This is a genomic window from Streptomyces sp. NRRL S-646, from assembly GCF_000720765.1.
Lineage (GTDB): Bacteria > Actinomycetota > Actinomycetes > Streptomycetales > Streptomycetaceae > Streptomyces.
The window spans coordinates 321294-341112 of the sequence record NZ_JODC01000007.1; the positions used below are offsets into that span (position 1 = coordinate 321294).

At 70.5% G+C, this 19819-nt stretch carries 13 protein-coding genes; 5 read left to right on the plus strand and 8 right to left on the minus strand.

Features of this window, described 5'->3' with window-relative positions:
• Nucleotides 1-9 precede the first annotated feature (9 nt).
• Both IH68_RS0116995 and IH68_RS0117000 read left to right on the plus strand, forming a co-directional pair.
• Nucleotides 10-1248 carry a hypothetical protein gene (locus IH68_RS0116995; RefSeq protein ID WP_063763522.1) on the plus strand — a complete coding sequence of 413 codons (1239 nt, stop codon included), beginning with the start codon at nucleotides 10-12 and terminating at the stop codon, nucleotides 1246-1248.
• Nucleotides 1245-2447 carry a glycosyltransferase gene (locus IH68_RS0117000; protein ID WP_063763523.1) on the plus strand — a complete coding sequence of 401 codons (1203 nt, stop codon included), beginning with the start codon at nucleotides 1245-1247 and terminating at the stop codon, nucleotides 2445-2447. The genes IH68_RS0116995 and IH68_RS0117000 overlap by 4 nt, the downstream gene beginning before the upstream one ends.
• Here the strand turns inward: IH68_RS0117000 and IH68_RS0117005 are convergent.
• Both IH68_RS0117005 and IH68_RS0117010 read right to left on the minus strand, forming a co-directional pair.
• Nucleotides 2418-3191: a polysaccharide deacetylase family protein gene (locus IH68_RS0117005; RefSeq protein ID WP_078912487.1), complete on the minus strand. Its 774-nt coding sequence runs from the start codon at nucleotides 3189-3191 to the stop codon at nucleotides 2418-2420. The genes IH68_RS0117000 and IH68_RS0117005 overlap by 30 nt on opposite strands.
• Nucleotides 3188-5341, minus strand: a complete 2154-nt coding sequence (locus IH68_RS0117010) for a glycosyltransferase (RefSeq protein ID WP_030935761.1) — start codon at nucleotides 5339-5341, stop codon at nucleotides 3188-3190. Before IH68_RS0117010 ends, IH68_RS0117005 begins: the two co-directional genes overlap by 4 nt.
• 280 nt (nucleotides 5342-5621) lie before the next feature.
• Between IH68_RS0117010 and IH68_RS0117015 the strand changes: the two genes are divergently transcribed.
• Together IH68_RS0117015 and IH68_RS0117020 are read left to right on the plus strand one after the other, a co-directional pair.
• Nucleotides 5622-6347 carry a TetR/AcrR family transcriptional regulator gene (locus IH68_RS0117015; protein ID WP_037884886.1) on the plus strand — a complete coding sequence of 242 codons (726 nt, stop codon included), beginning with the start codon at nucleotides 5622-5624 and terminating at the stop codon, nucleotides 6345-6347.
• Between the two features lie 45 nt (nucleotides 6348-6392).
• Nucleotides 6393-7394 carry a glycoside hydrolase family 43 protein gene (locus tag IH68_RS0117020; protein WP_078912528.1) on the plus strand — a complete coding sequence of 334 codons (1002 nt, stop codon included), beginning with the start codon at nucleotides 6393-6395 and terminating at the stop codon, nucleotides 7392-7394.
• 68 nt (nucleotides 7395-7462) lie between these two features.
• Here IH68_RS0117020 and IH68_RS0117025 read toward each other — a convergent pair whose 3' ends face one another.
• The 6 genes from IH68_RS0117025 to IH68_RS0117050 all read right to left on the minus strand — a co-directional run bounded on the left by IH68_RS0117025 (nucleotide 7463) and on the right by IH68_RS0117050 (nucleotide 15559).
• Nucleotides 7463-9316 (minus strand): RICIN domain-containing protein, encoded by a 1854-nt coding sequence (locus IH68_RS0117025; RefSeq protein WP_030935769.1) that lies wholly within the window; start codon nucleotides 9314-9316, stop codon nucleotides 7463-7465.
• A gap of 67 nt (nucleotides 9317-9383) precedes the next feature.
• Nucleotides 9384-11120 (minus strand): amylo-alpha-1,6-glucosidase, encoded by a 1737-nt coding sequence (locus tag IH68_RS0117030; RefSeq protein ID WP_030935772.1) that lies wholly within the window; start codon nucleotides 11118-11120, stop codon nucleotides 9384-9386.
• A gap of 143 nt (nucleotides 11121-11263) precedes the next feature.
• Nucleotides 11264-12088, minus strand: coding sequence for a carbohydrate ABC transporter permease (locus IH68_RS0117035; protein WP_030935774.1), 825 nt, complete (start codon nucleotides 12086-12088; stop codon nucleotides 11264-11266).
• Nucleotides 12085-13068, minus strand: coding sequence for a carbohydrate ABC transporter permease (locus IH68_RS0117040; RefSeq protein ID WP_030935777.1), 984 nt, complete (start codon nucleotides 13066-13068; stop codon nucleotides 12085-12087). The genes IH68_RS0117035 and IH68_RS0117040 overlap by 4 nt, the downstream gene beginning before the upstream one ends.
• A gap of 19 nt (nucleotides 13069-13087) precedes the next feature.
• Nucleotides 13088-14335, minus strand: a complete 1248-nt coding sequence (locus IH68_RS0117045) for a sugar ABC transporter substrate-binding protein (protein ID WP_030935782.1) — start codon at nucleotides 14333-14335, stop codon at nucleotides 13088-13090.
• 210 nt (nucleotides 14336-14545) lie between these two features.
• Complete coding sequence (locus IH68_RS0117050; RefSeq protein WP_030935785.1) at nucleotides 14546-15559, minus strand: LacI family DNA-binding transcriptional regulator; 1014 nt, start codon at nucleotides 15557-15559, stop codon at nucleotides 14546-14548.
• 505 nt (nucleotides 15560-16064) lie between these two features.
• Between IH68_RS0117050 and IH68_RS0117055 the strand changes: the two genes are divergently transcribed.
• Nucleotides 16065-19679, plus strand: a complete 3615-nt coding sequence (locus IH68_RS0117055) for a LamG-like jellyroll fold domain-containing protein (RefSeq protein WP_030935786.1) — start codon at nucleotides 16065-16067, stop codon at nucleotides 19677-19679.
• The last annotated feature ends 140 nt before the right edge of the window (nucleotides 19680-19819 follow it).

Below are 19819 nucleotides of genomic sequence, written 5' to 3' on the forward strand. Positions count from 1 at the left end.
GAGACCCCGATGACCGGCCAAGTTCCCGCGCTGCTCGTCAAGTTGGGGCGTTTCCCCCAGCTCCACGGCGGGCTCGGGGTGGTGCGCACTCTGGGGCGCATGGGTGTCCCGGCGTACGCCATGGTCGAGGACCGTTTCACTCCGGCCGCCCTCTCCCGCCATCTCGCCGGCCGCTTCGTCCGCCCCACGACCGGCCGGGAGGAGGAGTCGGAACTGGTCGCGGCCCTCCTGCAGATCGGCCGGGAGATCGGACGCCCCGCTGTTGCTGTGGCGGAGGGCGACGAGGCCGCCGTACTGCTCGCGGAGAACGCCGACCGCCTGGCCGAATGGTTCGTACTGCCCCCTGTGCCGCCCGCGCTGCCGCGCAGGGTGGCCAGCAAGGAGGGCCTGCACCGGATCTGCCAGGAGCACGGGATACCCACCCCGCGGACCTGTGCGCCCCGCGACCGCGCCGAGTTGGTCGCCGTGAGCCGCGCGTGGGGGTATCCGGTGGTTCTCAAGGACAGGGAGCCGTTCACCAAGCTGGACGACTCCGCCATGGGGCACACCACGATCGTGCAGGACGAGGGTGAGCTGCTCGACCGGTGCGGGACGGCCGAGTTCCCCTCCGTCATCGTGCAGGAGTACATCCCCCTCGACATCGCCGAGGAGTGGTTCACCCATCTCTACGTCGGCGCGGGAGGCACCCCCCGGCTCGTCTTCACCGGGCACAAGCTCCGCTCCTGGCCGCCCGGTACCGGGCTGACCACCCGGGCGCGGGCCCGGCCCAACCCCACGCTGGCGGCGCTGGCCGCCGAGTTGTGCCGGACGATCGGCTACTGCGGGATCGCCGACCTCGACTGGCGCTTCGACCGACGCGACGGCCGCTACAAGCTGGTGGACTTCAACCCCCGCTTCGGGCAGCAGTTCCGTCTGTTCAGGACCGCACGGGGGCTGGACGTGGTTCGCGCGATGTACCTGGACCTGACCGGTCAGCACGTTCCGGACGGGTCGCAGATCCACGGCCGGGGTTTCATCGTGGGCAATCTGGATGCGGTCTCGGCGACCGTGAGTGCCTGGCGCGAACGCCGGCTCCCGGCGGCGCTGCCGCGGCGGAACCTCGAACGGGCCTGGCTGAGCCGGGACGATCCGGTGCCCGCGGTCGCCGAGGCGGTGCGCTTCAGCGGCACCGTGGCACGGCGGCTCACCAAGCCGGTGCGCACCATGGTCGCAGGCCCCCTCCTGCCCCAGAAGGGCGCGGTGCCGTGAGCCTCGCCATCCTGCACATCGCGCAGCCCGGCGAGGCGGGCGTCGCCCGCGTGGTCGCGGACCTGGCCGCCGAACAGTGCGCACGCGGCGACCGCGTGGTGGTGGCGTGTCCGGGCACCGGCACGCTGGCGCGGACGGCCGAGCGGCGCGGCGCCCGAGTGCTGCGGTGGGACGCCGCACGCTCCCCCGGCCCGGCGCTCCCGCGCGAGGTGGCCGCGGTGCGGCGCATCGTGGACCTGGTGCGTCCGGACGTGGTCCATCTGCACAGTGCGAAGGCGGGCCTCGCGGGCCGCCTGGCGATCCGCGGGCGCCTGCCCACCGTCTATCAGCCGCATGCCTGGTCGTTCGACGCCGTGTCCGCCGTGCTGCGGGCCGCCGCCGTCGGGTGGGAGAGGGCGGGAGCGCGCTGGGCGCACCAGGTGGTGTGCGTCAGCGAGGGCGAGCGGAGCCACGGGGCGGCCGCCGGCGTCCCGGCCCGGTACACCGTCGTACGCAACGGGGTGGACCTCGGCTGGTGCACCGCGCCGGACGCGTCTTCGCGTGCAGCCGCGCGGGACCTGCTCGGGGTCTCCTCCACCGCACCGCTGGCGGTGTGCGTGGCGCGTCTTTGCCGGCAGAAGGGGCAGGATGTGCTGCTCGACGCCTGGGCGGAGATCGAGGACCGGATGCCTCAGGCACGGCTGGTCCTGGTCGGGGGCGGGCCGGACCGTCCGGTGCTCGCGGCACGGGCATCCCGGGCCGTCGGTTTCGCCGGCGCCGTCGCCGACCCTCGCGACTGGTATCTCGCGGCCGATCTCGTGGTGCTGGCCTCGCGCTGGGAAGCGGGACTGGCGCTCGCGCCCCTGGAGGCCATGGCCTGCGCCCGGCCGGTCGTCGTCACCGATGTACCGGGGGCGCGGGAGTTCCTGCCGCCCCGTCATGTGCCGTTCGCCGTCGTGCCGTTGGAGGCTCCGGGTGCGCTCGCGGCCGCGGTGGTGCGCCTGCTGTCCGATCCGGCGGCCGGCCGCGCACTCGGCGAGCAGGCGCGGGCACACGTCCGCCGCCATCACGACGTACGGCAGGTCGTGGAGCGCATGTACACCGTGTACGAGGATGCGTGCCGCGTCTGGTCCGCGGGCGTAAAGGGCCCGGACAGTACGACGGTCCGGGCGCGGGAGGCCTGGGCGCGCTCAGGGTCGCTGGGCGAAGCCGATCAGTGAGTGCACGGCGGGGCGCAGCAACGGTACGGCCCCCGACATCCGGCGGGCGGCGCGATAGCCCCGCCAGGTCTTCAGGCGGAAGGTCGCGTCGACCTCGGTGGCGTTGATGTCGACGCGCGGCACGGCGTAGCGTCCGGCTCCGTCGTGCACGCTGAACGCGATCTCGAATCCGGCGTCGGCCACGGCTCTGCGGGCGGCGGCGTCGTGCGTGCCGTACGGGTAGGCGAAGGCGCGGGCGCGCCTGCCGGTGATGTCGGCCAACGCCGTTGCGGCATCGGTGATGTTGCGGGTGAGGGTCTCGGGCGAGGCGTTCGCCAGGTCGCTGTGGTCCCATCCGTGGCATTCGACGTCCAGCCCCGCGTCGGCCAGTCGACGCACGCCTCGGGCGTCGAGCAGCGGCTCGTCGGGCATGTCGGCCATCCATGTCGAGGTGCCGCCGAGCACGCCGCTGAGCACGAAGGCGGTGGCGGGGAACCGCAGCTTGCGCAGGACCGGCACCCCCTCGTCCAACAGACCCTGGTAGCCGTCGTCGAAGGTCACCAGCACGCTGCGCCTGGGGCAGCCGCCGCGCAGGTAGCGGCCGAGCGTCAGCGGCGTCCAGCCCCGGTCGAGCAGGCCTCGCAGTTGTCTGTGGAGGGTGTCCGGTGGGACGAACAGGCAGAACGGGTCCCGGTGGGCGGGGCGGGTGCCGACGCCGTGGTACATCAGCACCAGCGGCCGGCTGACGGTCATGGGGTAACTCATCGGGGATCGCCTCCATCCGTGGCATCCGTGGCAGCCCCCTCCGCTCTCCTCCACTCGATCAGTCCACGCCCGGCCCCGGCCGCCTTGGCGAGGTCGCGCACCACCGCGGCGAAGGGGACGAGGGGCAGCGCCGTCCAGTGGTGCCGGCGGACGGCCCTGGTGAGCGGCAGCGACAGGTACGCCGCGAACGCAGTGGCCGCGGCCGACCGGGCGCGCGGGCCCGTCAGCACGGCAGCGAGGGCGACGGCGTAGGCGCACGCCCGGGCCGTGTCCCGTCCCCACAGGCGCGGGGTCGCCGACTGCCCGCCGCCCTCGCCGTATCGGAAGTACATCGCCGCCGTGCGGCGCAGCGTCGGCCGCTGCTCCCAGCGGACCTCGGCGCAGGAGGCCAGGACCGCCCGGTGGCCGGCCCCGGCGACGGCGCGGCCGAAGAGCACGTCCTCGGCGGCCCGCAGGTGTTCGGGGAAGCCTCCGGCGTCCTGCCAGGCGGCGCGGGTGAAGGCCATCGAGCGCCCGGTGGGCATCGTCGGGTCGAATCCGCGGCCGAAGAGCCGGCAGTGCACTCGGGTCCACGGTCCCGGGTGCCGGGCCTCCTCGGGGACCGGATAGCCCACCGCCGACATGGCCCGGGCCTGCGCTCCCTGGCCGTCCACCCGGTAGACGCCGGTGATCAGGGCGGCCGGGACGGGTTCTGCCGCCGCCGCGCGCAGCCGGTCCAGCCAGTCAGGGTCGGGGTAACAGCCCGCGTCGGTGCAGGCGATCAGTGAGTTGCGTGCCGCCTTCACGCCGGCGTTGCGGCCGGCCGCGATGCCGGAGCCGGGAAGGCGGAGCAGGCGGATGCGGGCGTCCTTCGCGGCCCATGCCTCGACCCGGTCGGCCGTGTCGTCGGTCGAGCCGCCGTCGACGACGACGAACTCGTCGCCGTCCTCGGTCAGTTGGGGCATCAGCAGGCCGAGCAGCCGGTCGATCACGCCGGCTTCATTGAGCACGGTGGTCACCACCGAGACCGGCGCTTTCCCGGTCAGTCCCGCGCCGGGCAGGCGGGCGGCCTCGGACAGGATCTGCACCAGCCGTGCGGCGCACTCGGCCGGACCCGGATGGGAAGCAGTCAGCCGGTGTCCCTCCGCGCCCATGGCGGCGCGGGTGTCGCGGTCCGCCAGGCGCCGTAGCGCCAGGCCGACTTGGGCGGGGTCGCCGGCCGGTACGGCGACCCCGGCGGGCGCCGCACCGGGCTCCGCCACCCGGTCGGCGACAGGGCCCGGCGTGGTGATCACAGGCACTCCGGAGCGCATCGCCTCCAGAGCGACCGCGCCGAACCCCTCCGGATAAGGCTCTGCCGGGGTGGGCTTGGTCAGCACTGCTGCCGCGTCGGCCCCGGGGATGATCCGCCACGCGTCCTGGATCCAGCCCGTGAAGTCGACGCGGTCACTCACCCCGAGGTCGGTGGCCAACTGTGAGAGCCGGCTCTGCGCTCCCGGTTCGGTCGGGGTTTCGCCCCCGACCACCGCCAGCCGCCAGCGCTCGCCGCCGGGCTTCGCCAGGGCCTGGATGGCGTCGTCCACGCCCTTGTTGGCGACCAGCCGGCTGACGGTGAGCAGCAGGGGCTCGTCGTGACCGTTCAGCCGCGCGCCCCGTCGTGCCAGCTCCTGCCGGGCGGCCTCGCGGGACAGTGCGGTGCCCTCCGGCGCGGGGAACGGCACGAGTACGGCCCGGGGGTGCCGCGAGGCGACGGCGAGTCCTTCGGCGGTCGCCACGCAGTCGTCGATGAGCGCGGCCAGGAGCCTCATCAGACGGGGGTGGCTGTAGTCGTGCTTGACCCACACACAGCGCATCCCGGTCAACCACGCGGCCGGCCCGCACACGCATGCCGCCTTGATCCCGTTGGCGAGGACCACGTCCGGCGGATCCGCCCGCAACCGGCGCGCGACGGTCACCGCGGACGCGGCGATCGCCGCTCCGGTCCGGCCCGTGGGGCACGTGACCCAGGGGATGCCCCGGCGGCTGAACTGCTCGCCCAGCGGCCCCTTCCCCAGCATCACCGCGTCCACGTCCAGCCGGCCGGTGGCGTCGAGCAGAGCGAGCAGCCAGAGTTCCGCGCCGCCGAGGATTCCGGCGGTCGTGACCACCGTGACGCGCAGGGGACGGTTCATGGGCCCTCCTCCATGAGGCTCGGAAGGTCGGGCGGGTGGAGTCGCGGCCCTGGTCTGCCGCCGACCCAGGGACGGCAGACCAGGGCCGACCAGAGGATTCACGGCAGCTGTCTGCGTATATTTACGATGTATACGTATAGATTAGACCGAAAGGGGCACGCGGTCAAGGCGAGGTCTCGGAAGATGCCGGGACTCCCGTCGCTGCCGGGTAGCATCCGTGTTTACGTCGTATACAGACGGTGACCTCATGAAGACCGGCCGCATGACGAGGAGACGCGCAATGGCGAATGGCCCGCAACCCGTCCCGGCACGTCGCGCCAGCGACCGCGGCCGCTACGGCAGGCTCAACCGTGAGCGCGTACTGACCGCCGCCCTTGCACTGGTGGACCGCGAGGGCCTGTCCGCGCTGAGCATGCGTCGGCTGGGCGCGGAACTGGGCGTGGAGGCGATGGCGCTCTACCGGTACGCGGCGAGCAAGGACGCTCTTCTCGACGGCCTGGTCGAAGCCCTGTACCTGGAGCTCGAGGAACGCCTGACCACCGAGACGGACACCGCCGCCGAGGCACCGTCGTGGCGCAGCGAGCTCCACCGCATCGCCCGCGCCACCTACGACATCTGTCTCGACCACCCCCAGGCAGTCCCGCTGCTCACCACCCGCATGCTCGCCGTCCCGCTCGCGCGTCGCCCGCTCGCCGTGCTCAAGGACCACGAGAGAGTGCTCGCGCTGCTCAGGGAGGCCGGACTCGACGACGCCGCAACGGCCGCCGCCTTCCGGGCCTTCACGGCCTGGCTGCTGGGCTATGTGTCCGTGGAGCTGCGGCCGATGGTGGACAACCCCGACGAACAGGACCCGGCGTTCCGCCTCGGCCTGCACCGCATGCCGCCCCAGGAACTGCCCGGGCTCCGGGAGGTCACCCCCGCCCTCACCGAGCCGGGCGGACCGGAGGGCCTGGCCGCGGGCCTGGACGCCCTCCTCGACCGGTTCGGGAAGAGCGCCGGAAAGTAGGCATCCGTCTGAACGTATTCTTCGACGGTGGCTGAGACCGACCTGATGCGGCTTCCCGACATGCCGCTGCACGATCCGTACATCGTCGCCGACAGGGCGACCCGGACGTACTACCTCTACACCTCCAACGAGCCGTCCGTATCGGGCGTGGACGGCACCGGCACGATGGTCTACCGCAGCCACGACCTGCACGACTGGACGCGCCCCGTGGTGGTCTTCCGGGCCGGCGAACAGAGCGGAAGCTGGGCGACGGACGGCGCTTGGGCACCCGAGGTCCACGAACTGGGCGGCAGGTACTACCTGTTCACCACCCTCCACAACGAGGACAGACCGCTCCCGGTGCCACCCGCCAACCAGTGGGGCACACCGTTCCAGCTCCGCAACTACATGCGCGGCACGATCACCGCCGTGTCCGACTCGCTGCTGGGCCCCTTCACTGCCGTCGACCCGACACGGCCCACCCCGCCCGGGAACCTGATGACCCTCGACGGCACACTCCACGTCGACCCGTCCGGCCGGCCCTGGATGGTGTACGCACACGAGTGGCTGCAGACCATCGACGGAACCATGGAGGCGATCCGGCTGACCCCGGACCTGTCCGCCACCGTCGGAGATCCGGTCTTCCTGTTCAAGGCCTCGGACGCGTTCTGGCTCGGCGAGCAGATCCCCGCCGGCGTCCCCAACCAGCTCCCGCCCTACATCACCGACGGCCCCCAGCTGCACCGCACCCCCGACGGGTCGCTGCTCATGCTGTGGTCGACGTACGAGAAGAACACGCTCGGCAAGGACGGCACCGTCAGCGGCGGCTATGTGCAGACGTACGCCGTCTCCGAGTCCGGCGAGATCACCGGGCCCTGGCGGCAGCAGCGGCCGCTGGTCCGGGACGACAGCGGTCACGGCATGCTGTTCCACACCTTCGACGACCTGCTGATGATGGTGCTCCACCGCCCCTTCGAGAACGCGCGCGGGAAGCTGTACGAGATGCAGCTCGTCGGCCACGAACTACGGGTGCTCCGGCAGCGGACGGACCTCGACGGCGGCGGATGACACGCCTCGCACAGCACATGTGGCCGTCCGGCAGCGGCGCCGGACGGCCACATGTCTGAGAAGGGCCGTCAGCTCTTGCCGAGGAGCCGCCAGATCTGGTTCCTCTTGCTGTTCAGCGCGCTCGCCGGGTCACAGGTCCACTGGTGGATCAGCGCGCCGGGTGTGGTCGAGACCCCGCTGACGTCCACGCACTTGCCGCTGTGCACCGCGACCAACTGGTAGTCCTTGCTGTTGGCGAGCGCGGTGACCGGGTTGAGGGTGAACATCTGGTTCGTGCTGCCGCTGCAGGTCCACTGGATGACGGCGGCGCCGTCGGCCGTGGAGGCGCCCGAGACGTCCAGGCACTTACCACTGTGCTCATTCACGATGGTGTAGGTGTTCGCCCGGCCGACCACCGGCTTGAAATCGAGCATCTGCTGGTAGCCGCCCTCGCAGGAGTACTGCTGGTACTGCGTGCCGTCGGCGGTGCTGAGGTTGGTGTCGTCCAGGCACTGACCACTGTGCTGGGCCACCGCGACAGTGGAGACGGTGGTGTTAGACGGCGGCAGCAGCGTGACCGTGTAGCCGTCCGCGGAGTCCGTCCACGGCACGCTCACCGAAGCCGAGTTCCCGCTCACCGTCAGGGTCTGGTCCAAGACCGTCACCGGACCTGTCACCGCGCCTCCGCCGTTGTTCGGTATGCGCTGGACTATCGCGCGCACCCGGCTGTTCTCCACGACCGAGGTGGTGTCGAGACGGTTGAGGCTGACGGTGACATTGCCGGTGTTGCCGTTGCTTCCCAGCAGGATCTTCGCGTTCCGCGCGGAGTTGTCCTTCGTCGCCAGCCCGTCGGTGTTCGTACCGGGCGTGAGGTTCACGATGTTTCCGGTCTGGGAGCCGTAGTACCGGTACAGGAACCACTCGCCGAGCGGCAGGTACTGGCCGGAGCTGTTCTTGGTGAGCAGGTTGGCCGCGTAGTCGTGCAGGCTGGGGCCCCCTCCCCAGTTGGAGCGCAGGCCGTCGGCGCCGGCCCGCTCCAGGCGGCTGATGAACCAGCCGCCGCCACCGGGGTTCTGCTGTTCCCGCCCGGCGTACTCATTGATCTGGTACGGGCGGGTGTTGGTCAGGCCCGCGGCGGCGATGGTCGAGTTGGCGTTGCTGACGGCCGGGACGGGGTCGTGCGGAATGGCATGCCAGCTGTAGATGTCGGGGGCGACGTTGTTGGCCTTGACGTAGTTCAGGTAGGTGGTCCACCAGGTGTTGGAGGAGCTGGGCGGGTTGGCCATGCTGGGGCCGACGATGAGCTGACCGGGGAGGTTGGCCCGCACGGCGGCGTGGAACCGCGACCACATCTGAAGATACTGGCTCTGGGACCGGCCCCAGAAGCCGCTGAGCTCCGGCTCGTTCCACAGGTCCCACTCCACCGTCATGTTGTTGGCCTTGACGTCGGAGATGAGCTGGTTGACGAAGTTGTCGAACAGCGTCCAGTTGCCGTTGTCGCCGGGAAAGCCCTGGCTGGTGGTGCCGTCGGCGCCCCACAGGTCGTGCGGCAGGATGACGAACGTGCCGCCGAGCGCCTTGGTGCGCTTGTACTGGGCGAGGGTGGCGTTCCAGCGGGTCTGGTAGTCAGCGAGGCTGGTGGCGTAGCCGCCACCGTTGAGCTGGGCGCCGCCGGCCCGCTCGAAGTGCCACTTGATGTCCTTGAAGAAGTGGTCCGGCGGCAGCGACCCGTCGGGAGTCAGCCCGTAGATCATGCCCGAAGCGCGGTAGGTGGGGGCGCCCCCGGCGACGGAGAAGTCGACGGCAACGGTGGTGTCCGCGGCCTGTGACGGGCCGGCGGGCACCAGGGTGGCGGCCAGGGTGGCCAGGAGGACGGCCGCGGACGAGATGGCTCGGCGTCTGGTGCGCGATGCGCGTCCGGGCGGTGCGGGGAGCGACTTCATTGTGCGACTCCTAACAGGGGGACGGACCGGGGACCGAACGGCCCCGGAGCTCGCGTAAGGCGGCCGGTCAGCGGCTGCCCCGGTGTGCGTGGGCTTCGGCCAGCAGGAGGTAGCTGCTGGCGGTCCACGTGTAGGCGCGGTCGCGCAGGCCCGTTCCGGTGAGGGCGTCGAAGTTCTCGGCGAACCCGTGGGTCTCGCACAGGGCGCGGAAACGGGCGCTGACGTCGTCGGCCAGCCGGTGGTGCCCTGCGCGGCGCAGTCCGTCCTCGACGAGGACCGTCGCGGGGGCCCAGATCGGGCCGCGCCAGTAGCCGTCGGCGAGGTAGTGGGGAGAGGAGGGCAGTTCGGTGGCCAGTCCGTACGGGGTGAGGTGGGCCTTGATGTGATCGGCCAGCGCGCTGCTGACCTCGCCGGGCAGATGCTCGCCCAGCACGATGGGCATCAGGTCGAGGAGGCTCGCGCTGCCCCAGGTGTCCCCGCCGGCGGCTCCCCGGGCGACGAACCGGTCACCGGTCCAGAGCTGGTCCAGCAGCGCCCTCTGTGTCTCCTCGGCTACGGCCGTCCACCGGCGCGCCGCCTCCGCCTTGCCCAACTCCTCGGCCAGGTCGGCTAGTTCATGCAGCTGCAGGACGAGGAAGGCCGCCAGGTCGGCGGTGACGACCACCCGCTCCGGATCGAAGGTGGTGGCGTTGTCCCAGCCGCTGTCGTTGCCGTGCTGGTAGTAGGCCAGTTCGGCGCCGGGGGCTCGTCGTGCGGTGAGCCAGAAGTTCGTCCAGCGCTCCAACCGGGCGTACACCTGGGCCAGTTGATCCTGGTCGGGAGGTGTCGGCAGGCGGCGGCGCAGATGGCCGAAGGCCCAGCCGTGGATGGGCGGCTTGACGAAGTTGTACAGGACCTCTGAGTGCGTCACCGAGTCGGGCAGGGCGCCGGCGGCGTCCTGGTGGTCGAAGGGCAGGTGGAACTGATCCAGCGCCAGCCCCGGCGAACCCGGCGCCAGGGCAAGCGCGTTGAAGCAGTGGTCCCAGCTCCAGACCTTGTCCATCCAGTGCTTGGACATCAGCACCGCGGGCCGGGTGACCAGGCCCTTCGCCGCCACGGTCGCCGACCAGACGACATAGGCGGCAAGTTCGGCGGCCGGTGTGGCGGACGAACGCCAGGGGGCCACCGCGTCGACGAACGCCGCGAACGCCCCTTGTGCACTCTCCGCGATCTCCACGAAGCTCGCCGGGGACGCGTACGGCGGGCGGGCGGTGTCGAGTTCCTCGACCGCGATCTCCCAACCACCGCCCGCCTCCTCGGTGACGGCGAGTCCGCGGTCGGCGCTGCCCAGGGCCTGGGCTCCGGCCGCCTCGGCGAGGGTGCCGGACAGCACGGTTGCGCGGTAGCGGCGCCCGGTCTCGTACGACGTGAAGACGTGCGCCTCCGCCGCCGGGTCGTGGAAGAAGTACGTCCCGCTGAACGGGGTCAGTGCCTGCGCGGCGGCGAAGACTCCGATGCCCAGGCCGCTCCCCCGCAGCCGTACGGTGTCCGGCGACTCGTAGGCGAGGTCGACACGCCCGCTCTCACCGATCCAGCTGAGCAGGCCCGGTGTCACCTCGACGCGGGTCTCGGCGCGGTCGCCCGTCGCCGGGTTCAGGGGGACCAGGCGCAGAACGCCGTGCATGCCGTTCTGGTGCGAGACGAGGTGGAGGTCCTCGGCGTACGTCTTCTCCGCGATCACGGGCGAGATGTCGAACCAGGATCCGTACGTGCTGAACGGGATGTCGTGGACGGAAAAGGCCGGGCCGGATCGGGCGGCGGTCATGTGGCGTGACTCGTTTCTGGAGCAGGAGGCAACAACGGGGGCTCTGAGCAGGTCAGGGGGACAGCGCTCCGCAGGGGCGCGGGGAACTGCGCGACCGGCCACGACGGACCCGCAGAGGGCTGACGGCGCGTCGGGCGGACGGCTCAGTCCTTGACGGCTCCGGCGGTCACGCCGGCGGCGACGTAGCGCTGGGCGAGGACGAGGATCACCGCGGCGGGCAGGGAGGCCACGACGGCGGTGGCCATGATGGCGTTCCACTGCTGGTTGTTGTTGCCGATGTAGTGGTAGATGCCGAGGGTGATCGGCTCGTGGGCGCCGCCGTTGACGAGGGTGCTGGCGAAGACGAAGTCGGACCAGGACCACAGGAACGCGAACAGCGACACCGTGACGACGGCGTTGCGGCTCATCGGCAGCACCACCGACCAGAAGGTCCGCAGCGCTCTCGCCCCGTCCATCTGTGCGGCCTGGAGGAGTTCGCGGGGGATGCCGGACATGAACGCGGTGAAGATCAGGACCGCGAACGGGACGGCCAGGGTGGAGTCGGCGACGATCAGGCCCAGGACGGACTGGAGCAGCCCGAGCTGGAGGTAGATGGCGTAGAAGCCCATCGCCATGATGATGCCGGGGATCATCTGGGCGGCCAGCAGGACGAAGCTGAGGATGCCGCCGCCGCGCGGGCGCAGCTTGGCCAGCGCGTAGCCGGCGGGGGCGGACAGCAGCACGGTCAGAACGACGGTGCCCAGGCCGATCACGAGGCTGGTGCCGAGGTAGGGCAACTGCTCGTCCAGGACGGTGCGGTAACCGGCCAGCGTGCCGTGCAGCGGCAGCAGGTCCGGTGGGCTCTTGCGCATGTCCTGGTCGCGGGTGAAGGACACGTTGATCATCCAGTACACCGGGAACAGCATGATCGCGGTCAGTATGACGCCGATCGCGGTCTTTCCCCCCGTACGCCTGCGGATGCGGCTCATGACAGCGCCTGCTTTCTCTGCACCCGGACGTGGACGAGGCCGAAGACGAGCGCGGCGACGACGAGCAGGTTGCCGACGGCGGCTCCGGGGCCGAAGGCGGGCAGGAGGTTGCCGAAGCCGAGCTGGTAGGACCAGGTGGCGAAGGTGGTGGAGGAGTCGGCGGGGCCGCCCTTGGTCATGATCCAGATGATGTCGAAGACCTTGAGCGTGTAGACCAGGCCGAGGAGGAGGGTGATGGCGGACACCGGGCGCAGCAGCGGGAAGGTGATGCTCCAGAACCGGCGCCAGGCGCCCGCGCCGTCCAGGGCTGCGGCCTCGTACAGGCCGGCCGGGATGGACTGCAGGCCGCTGTAGAGCACGACCAGGTTGAAGGGGACGCCGATCCAGATGTTCGCGATGATCACCGAGGTCAGCGACCAGGACGGTGAGGTCAGCCAGTTGACCGGGCCGATGCCGAGGGCGTGCAGGGTTGCGTTGACGATGCCGGAGTCGGTGTTGAGCATCCACGACCAGGTGGAAGCCGACACGATCAGCGGCAGCAGCCACGGCACCAGGAACAGCGCGCGCAGGGTCGCCGAGAGCCGGAAGTGCTGGTGGAAGAAGACCGCCAGGGCGAGCCCGATGGCGTACTGGAAGACCAGGCAGACGGCGGTGAAGAGCGTGGTGTGCAGCAGGGCCGGGGCGAAGGTGGGGTCGTCGAAGACCTTCCGGTAGTTCTCCAGCCCGGTGAAGGGGGCGTCGCCCTGGACGAAGGAGCGGACGGTGTAGTTGCGCAGGCTCAGGTCGAGGTTGCGGTAGAGCGGATAGGCGTAGAAGAGGGCGAGGTAGAGGGTGACCGGGGCGAGGAAGCCCCAGGCCGCCCACTGGGTGGAGGCAGGTCGGCGGCGCTTCCTGCCGCCGGCCTGGGGCGGGGCGGCGGTGGCCGCCCCGTTCCGGGCGTCCGCGGGCCGGTGGTCCGGCGGATGGGTCGTCTGCTTCATCTGCTTCATCGGGCTCATGTCACTTGGCCGCGGCCTGCGCCGAACTCAGTGCGTCCTTGGGCGACTTGGAGCCGCTGAGGGCGGACTGGACGGCCTTCCACATCTGCTCGGAGATCTTGGGGTACTTGGTGCCCAGGTCGTCACTGGTACGGCCCTTGGCCGCCTTGACCGCCTCGACCCACGGCTTCAGGTCGGCGTTCGCGGCCACCTGCTTGTCCTGGACCTCGCTGGTGGGCGCCACATAGGACAGCGTGGTGTCGGTGGCGTTGAGGTTGTCGCCGCTGGTCAGGCAGGTCACCAGCTTCTGGGAGGTGGCGTAGCGGCCGGTGTCCTTCTGGACCGGGACGGTCACGAACTCGCCGCCGGTCGGGGCAGCCGCGGTGCCGCCCGTGGCCGCCGGGACCGGGATCACGCCGTAGCCGAAGCCGGCCTTCTTGGCATTGGCCAGCTGCCAGGTGCCGTTCTCGGCGAACGCGTAGTCGCCGCTGGCGAACTCCTGCCAGCTGGTGGTCTGGGTGTTGTTGAGCACCGAGTTCGGCGCGTAGCCCTGCTTCAGCCAGTCCTTCCACAAGGACAGCGCGGACACGGCCTGGGCCGAGTCGAGTTCGGTCAGCTTGGCACCCGCGCCCCACAACCAGGGCAGGAACTGGAAGCTGCCCTCCTCGGTGCCGATCGCGGAGAAGGTGATGCCCTTCTTGCCGGCCTTCTTGACCTTGGCCAGCGCCGCCGTCAGCGACGTCCAGTCCTTGATCGAGGCGACGTCCACGCCGGCCTTCTTCAGCACCTCCTTGTTGTAGTACAGGGCCAGGGTGTTGGCGCCGATCGGGGTGCCGTAGGTCTTGCCGCCCGACTGGCCGGCCGCGAGCAGGTTGGGATCCACCTTGGAGGTGTCCAGCTTGTTGTCGTCGGTCGTGGTGAGCACCCCCGCCTCCGCGAGGGTGGACACCACCGGGTTGTCGACGATGAGGACGTCCGGGGAGTTGCCCTGCTGCGCCGCCAGCAGCGTCTTGTTGCCCAGGTCGCTGGTGTCGAACGCGGTGCGCTTGACCTTCACGCCGGCCTTGGTGCCGCACTGGTCCAGCAGCTTCGCCCAGTCCGAGGTCTTGTCGAACTGCGGGTACGGGTCCCAGATCGTGTACGTGCCGCCGCCGGCACCCTTGGTGTCGGTACTGCCCGAGCCGGAGGAACAGGCGGTGGCGGAGACGGCCACGGCGAGCGCGGTCACGGCCGCGGCGGTCAGACGACGCTGTCTGGAGGAGCTGTTCATGGCGAGGGTTCCTTTGTTCTGGGCATGCGGGTGCCGAAGGCACGGGTGAGTGAAGGCACGGGTGGGTGAAGGCACGGGTGAGTGAAGGCATGGGTGGTACAGGCCTGTCCTGGCGTGGCGAGGACAGGCGGGCATGACGGACGGAGCCCTGTCGAGCGGTGTGAACGTCCGGTGAAGTGAGGTGAGTTGAGGAGAACTACGCGGGTGGGGTCAGGGCGCGGTGACGGGCCCGGTGCTGGCCCGTAGGGAGATCGGCGGGGCGAGGAGGTGGTGGCGGGGCGGCGCGTCGGGATGGTCCAGCCGTTCCACCAGCAGGTCGACGGCACGTCGGCCCATCTCCTCCGCCGGTACGTCGGCCGCGGTGAGCTGCGGGGTCACCGTCTCCGCCCAGCGGCTGGCGACGACCCCGGTGACGGAGAAGTCACGCGGCACATGACGGCCCGCGTGCGCGAGCCCCCGGTAGAGGCCACCCAGGGCGGCCTCGTTCAGGGTGACCAGGCCGGTGGTGGCCGGGTCGTCGCGCAGGATCTGTTCCAGGCAGGCCTGGCCGGACGCCGGGTCGTCCCCGCAGCAGTACGTCCGCACCGTCAGCCCACGCTCGGCCGCGGCTTTCGTGAACCCCTCCAGCCCCCGGTGCGCGGACTCGTACCCGGCCCGCAACAGCTGCTCGGGCCGGTTGACGAAGGCGATGCGGCGATGGCCGAGGTCCGCCAGGTGGTGGACGCACGCCGCCGCCAGCGCGGTGTGGTCCAGGCCGACCCACCAGCCGCCTTCCGGATGGGCGGTACGCCCGATGGCAACAGAGGGGAAACCCAGGTCGGCCAGGTGGTCCACCCGGTCGTCCTCCAGCCGGATCTCCATCAGGATCGCGCCGTCGACCCGCCGCTCCCCCAGCAGCCGCTGGAACGAGCGGTCACTGTCCACGCCGCTCGGGGAGAGCAGTACGTCGTAGTCGTAGGCCGCGGCGGCCTCCACCACACTGCCGATGAAGTCCAGCTGCATACCTGTGTAGTGGTTCCCGGCCGGCGGAAACACCAGACCGATCGTGCTGGTCCGCCCGTTGGCCAGGGCACGTGCGCTGGCGTTCGGCCGGTAGCCCAGCTCGTCGATGACCTCCTGGATCTTCCGACGGGTGTCTTCCGAGACCGGACGCTTGCCGCTCAGCGCATACGAGACGGTGCTCCGCGAAACACCCGCCCGGCGGGCGATCTCTCCGATGTTCACGGCGGCTCCTTGCTCGGAATCCTTGCCCGAACCGGTTCGAGTCCTCGGTGGAGAGAGTACTCGCCGGACGTGAAGGTGTGGGGTGGAACGGAGAGCGAGAGCCGGTTGTCGAACCGGTTCGCGTGAAGTGAAGGTAGGAACTGACCGGACGCCTGTCAACACCCCTGGCGACACTTTCCAGCCCGTTCGAAGGTCCCGCTTTTCTTGATGTCCAGGGGATTGCTGGCCGGGATTCCCGGTGCTAGCTTGCCGAACCGGTTCGATGAAGTGATCCTTCCGACGACCGTGGGCCGGTTCCACCCCCTCTCCGGGCAGGTGCAGCCTCCGCCCCGGCCGACCGGACGAGCTCCCTCGCATCCGCGGCGAACGGGAGCGGAGCGAACCGGTTCGACACACGAGACGACACACCGCCAAGCCGATACGCCGTCACGCCGATACACAAGGATTGAGGACGCAATCCATGCCATCCGCTGACAGATCCGCCCGGCGCCGGGCGCCGGCCGCCATGGTGCTGGCTCTCGGTGCGGGCCTGCTGGCCGCACCGGCCGTCCCCGCGCAGGCAGCCGACACGCCCCAGCCCGCCGCCCACTACACCTTCGACCAGGACGACCTCGACTCCGGCAGGATCACCGACAGCTCCGGCAACGGGCTGACGGCGACCCTGGTGAACGGCTCCACCGCCCAGTCCGTCGCGGGCCCGGACGGCGGCAAGGCACTGTCGCTGCCCGGCGGGGCACCCACCTCGGACGGCGCGTACGTCCGTCTGCCCCGCGAAGTGCTCGGGGACGCAAGCGACTTGACGGTCTCGGCCCGCGTGAAGTGGAGCGGCGACAAGTCGGCCTGGCAGCGCATCTTCGATCTGGGCACCGACACCACCAAGTACCTGTTCACGACGCCGTACAACGGCAGCGTGCTGCGTACCGCCGTGACCACCGGCGGAGGGGGCGCGGAGGCGCAGGTATCCGGGTACGCGCCGCTGCCCGCCGACGGCTGGCGGACCGTCACCGTCACCCTCGACACCGCCGCCCACCGGGTCACCACCTATCTCGACGGCGTGGCGGTCTCCTCCTCCGCGACGAACGTCAAAGCCAAGGATCTGCTGGACGGTTCGGCCACCGCGGCCGGCTACATCGGCAAGTCCTTCTACCCGGACCCGCTGCTGAAGGGCGCGGTCGACGACTTCACGGTCTGGCACTCGGCGCTCACCGCCGAGCAGGTGGCCGGTACGGTCGGAACCCTTCCCACTCTCCAGCAGCTCTCGCAGACGTCCTTCGAGGTCCGTACGACGACCGGGACGGCCCCCTCCCTGCCCGCCTCGGTCCGCTCCTCCTTCTCCGACGGCTACGACCGCGACACACCGGTCACCTGGGACGCCGTACCGGCCGAGAAGTACGGCCGGCCGGGCACCTTCACGGTGGCCGGAACCGCCGCCGGGCAGGCCGTGAAGGCGACCGTCACCGTGGTCCGCGAGGGAGCCCTGACCGTCGATCTCGGCTCGGACACCGGCAGGTTCCACGGCGGTGCCTCCGGCACCCTCTACGGCGTGTACGGACCGGGCGTCCCCACCAACAACCTCCTCGAGGGCATGGGTCTGCGCACCGTCTCCACCAAGGCGCAGGACGGCCCGCAGCACCCGGGTGCCGACGCGCTGGACGTGGTCAAGCCGCTGGCCGACTCCACCGATGGTGACGTGTACATCTACATGACGGACATCCACCGCGGGTTCCCGTACGAGTGGCCCGGCGGCACCCCCGAGGAGAAGCTCAAGCTCTACGAGGAGAAGATCGCCAAGCAGGTCGACCAGGTCCTGAAGCTGCCCAAGCAGTACCAGGACAACATCGTCTTCGTGCCGTTCAACGAGCCCGAGGGCAACATGTTCGGCACCGGCGAGTGGAGCTACAACAAGGTCAGCTGGCTGAACGACCCCAAGGACTACTTCGCCGCCTGGGATTCCGCCTACAGGCTCATCAAGGGCAAGATGCCCGAGGCCCGCGTCGCCGGTCCCAACACCAGCATCCTGTACGACCAGGTGAAGGGCTTCCTCACCCACACACTGGCCGCCGGCACCCTCCCGGACGTGATCACCTGGCACGAGCTGAGCCACCCGGAGGCGGTGCGCGAGAGCGTGGCCAAGTACCGGGCGTGGGAGAAGGACCTGTTCAAGGGAACCGCCCGCGAAGGAACCCGACTCCCCATCAACATCAACGAGTACGCCTTCAACTACCACACCTCCGTCCCCGGCCAGATGGTCCAGTGGGTGTCCGCGATCGAGGAGTCCAAGGTGGACGCCGACATCGCATACTGGAACATCGACGGCAACCTCTCCGACTCCGCGGTGCAGTCGAACCGCGGCAACGGCCAGTGGTGGCTACTGCACTCGTACGCCTCGATGAGTGGGCACACCGTGAAGGTGACGCCGCCGTTCCCGGGCCAGAACTACACCATGCAGGGCGTGGCCACCCTCGACGAGAAGAAGAAGCAGGCCCGGCTGATCTTCGGCGGCTCGACCGGGAAGGGCCACATCACCTTCGCAGGCGTCCCCAAGAAGGTCTTCGGGGACCAGGTCCACGCCTGGGTGCGGGAGATCGACTGGAGCGGGCAGGTCGGCGACAACTCCGGCCCGAAGCTGCTGACGGAGACGAACCTCAAGGTCGGTGACGACGGGACGGCCGTCGTCGACTTCGGCGACGGCACCCTGCCGAAGCTGAAGGAGTCCTCGGCGTACGAGATCGTCCTCAGCCCGGCCGGGAAGGCGAAGGGCACCCAGTCCGCGCCCGTGCGCTGGCAGGGGTCGTACGAGGCGGAGGACGCAGCCCACACGGGGGCCGGCTACTCCAAGAACGGCCCCGAGGGTTCGACGAGCGACGTGTCGAAGTTCTACACCTCCGGCGGCTACGACGTCGGCGGCCTGCGCACCGGCTCGGACGTCACACTCGACTTCGCCGTGGACGTCCCCGAGGACGGCATGTACGACCTGAGCGCCTTCGCCAACTCCCTGAACACCTTCGACAAGGTGAAGGAGCAGGGCCCCACCAACGTCTTCCTGCGCGTGGACGGCAAGGCGGACAGCGAGCAGGAGCTCTTCCTGCCGCTCGGCTACAAGTGGGTGGTGTGGGACCACACCGACACCAAGGTGCATCTCACCAAGGGCAGGCACACCCTGACGCTCGCCGCGAAGAGCCTCGACGGCAAGCGCACCACCAAGGGCGACGCCATCGTCGACCGCCTCACCCTGTCCCTGCCGGACCCGTCGGCAGCCACCGAGGTGTACGAGGGCGAGCTGGCCTGGCTGGGCGGCGGGGCGCGGCCCGTCTACGACCTGCCGAAGCAGGCCGGAACCCCCGCCACGGGCTCGGGAGCGGCCCGGCTCACGAAGGGCCAGACCGCCACGTTCTGGGTCTACTCCCCCGCCGACCGCGAGGCCACCCTCGACGTCGACACCCTCGGCGCCGCAGACGCACGCCTGGCGGTCAACGGGCACGACGTCCTGAACGTGAGCAAGGCCAGGCACGAGGTCGCCGTCTCCCTCTCGGGCGGCCTCAACAAGGTGACGGTGACCGGCGGTTCGGCCGCCACCCTCGTCGACCGGCTGACGGTCACCCCCACCGACGGCACGCTCAAGGCACGCACGTACGAGGCGCAGGACGCCAAGCTCGCGGGTTCGACCACGCTGACCTCGCTGCCCCTGGCGACCGACGGTACGGCGATCACGGGGATCGGCGGCGACCCGGGCAACGGCAACACGGCGACGTTCACCGTCGCCGCGGACAAGGCCGGCCTGTATGCGCTGCGCATCCGCTACTCGAACCCGGAGCAGTCGGAGGCCACGCACTACAACCCGGACCCGCTCGCCCGCCACGCCGACCTCACCGTCAACGGCGGCGAGATGCAGCGCGTCGGCTTCCCGCACACCTTCCACCAGGACAACTTCTGGGAGCTGACCGTCCCGGTCCAGCTGAAGAAGGGGCAGAACACGATCGCGTTCCACTCCGAGGAACTGCCGAACTTCGACGGCACGACGTACGCCTCGGACACCTTCCCGGGAGTACTGCTCCGCTCCCGCTACGCACCGCTGATCGACCGGATCGTGGTCGCGCCGTACGCGCGGGAGGTGCGATGAGTTAGCCGCCGAAGCCGCAAGCAGGGCCCGGGTCCGTCAGGGCAGGCGGAACCGGGCCGCTGGCGTTGCCGACGGGCCACGGTGAGCCGCTCCGGCGGACCGCCGCGAGGGAGACGACGACGGCGGAGCTGAAGCCGTGC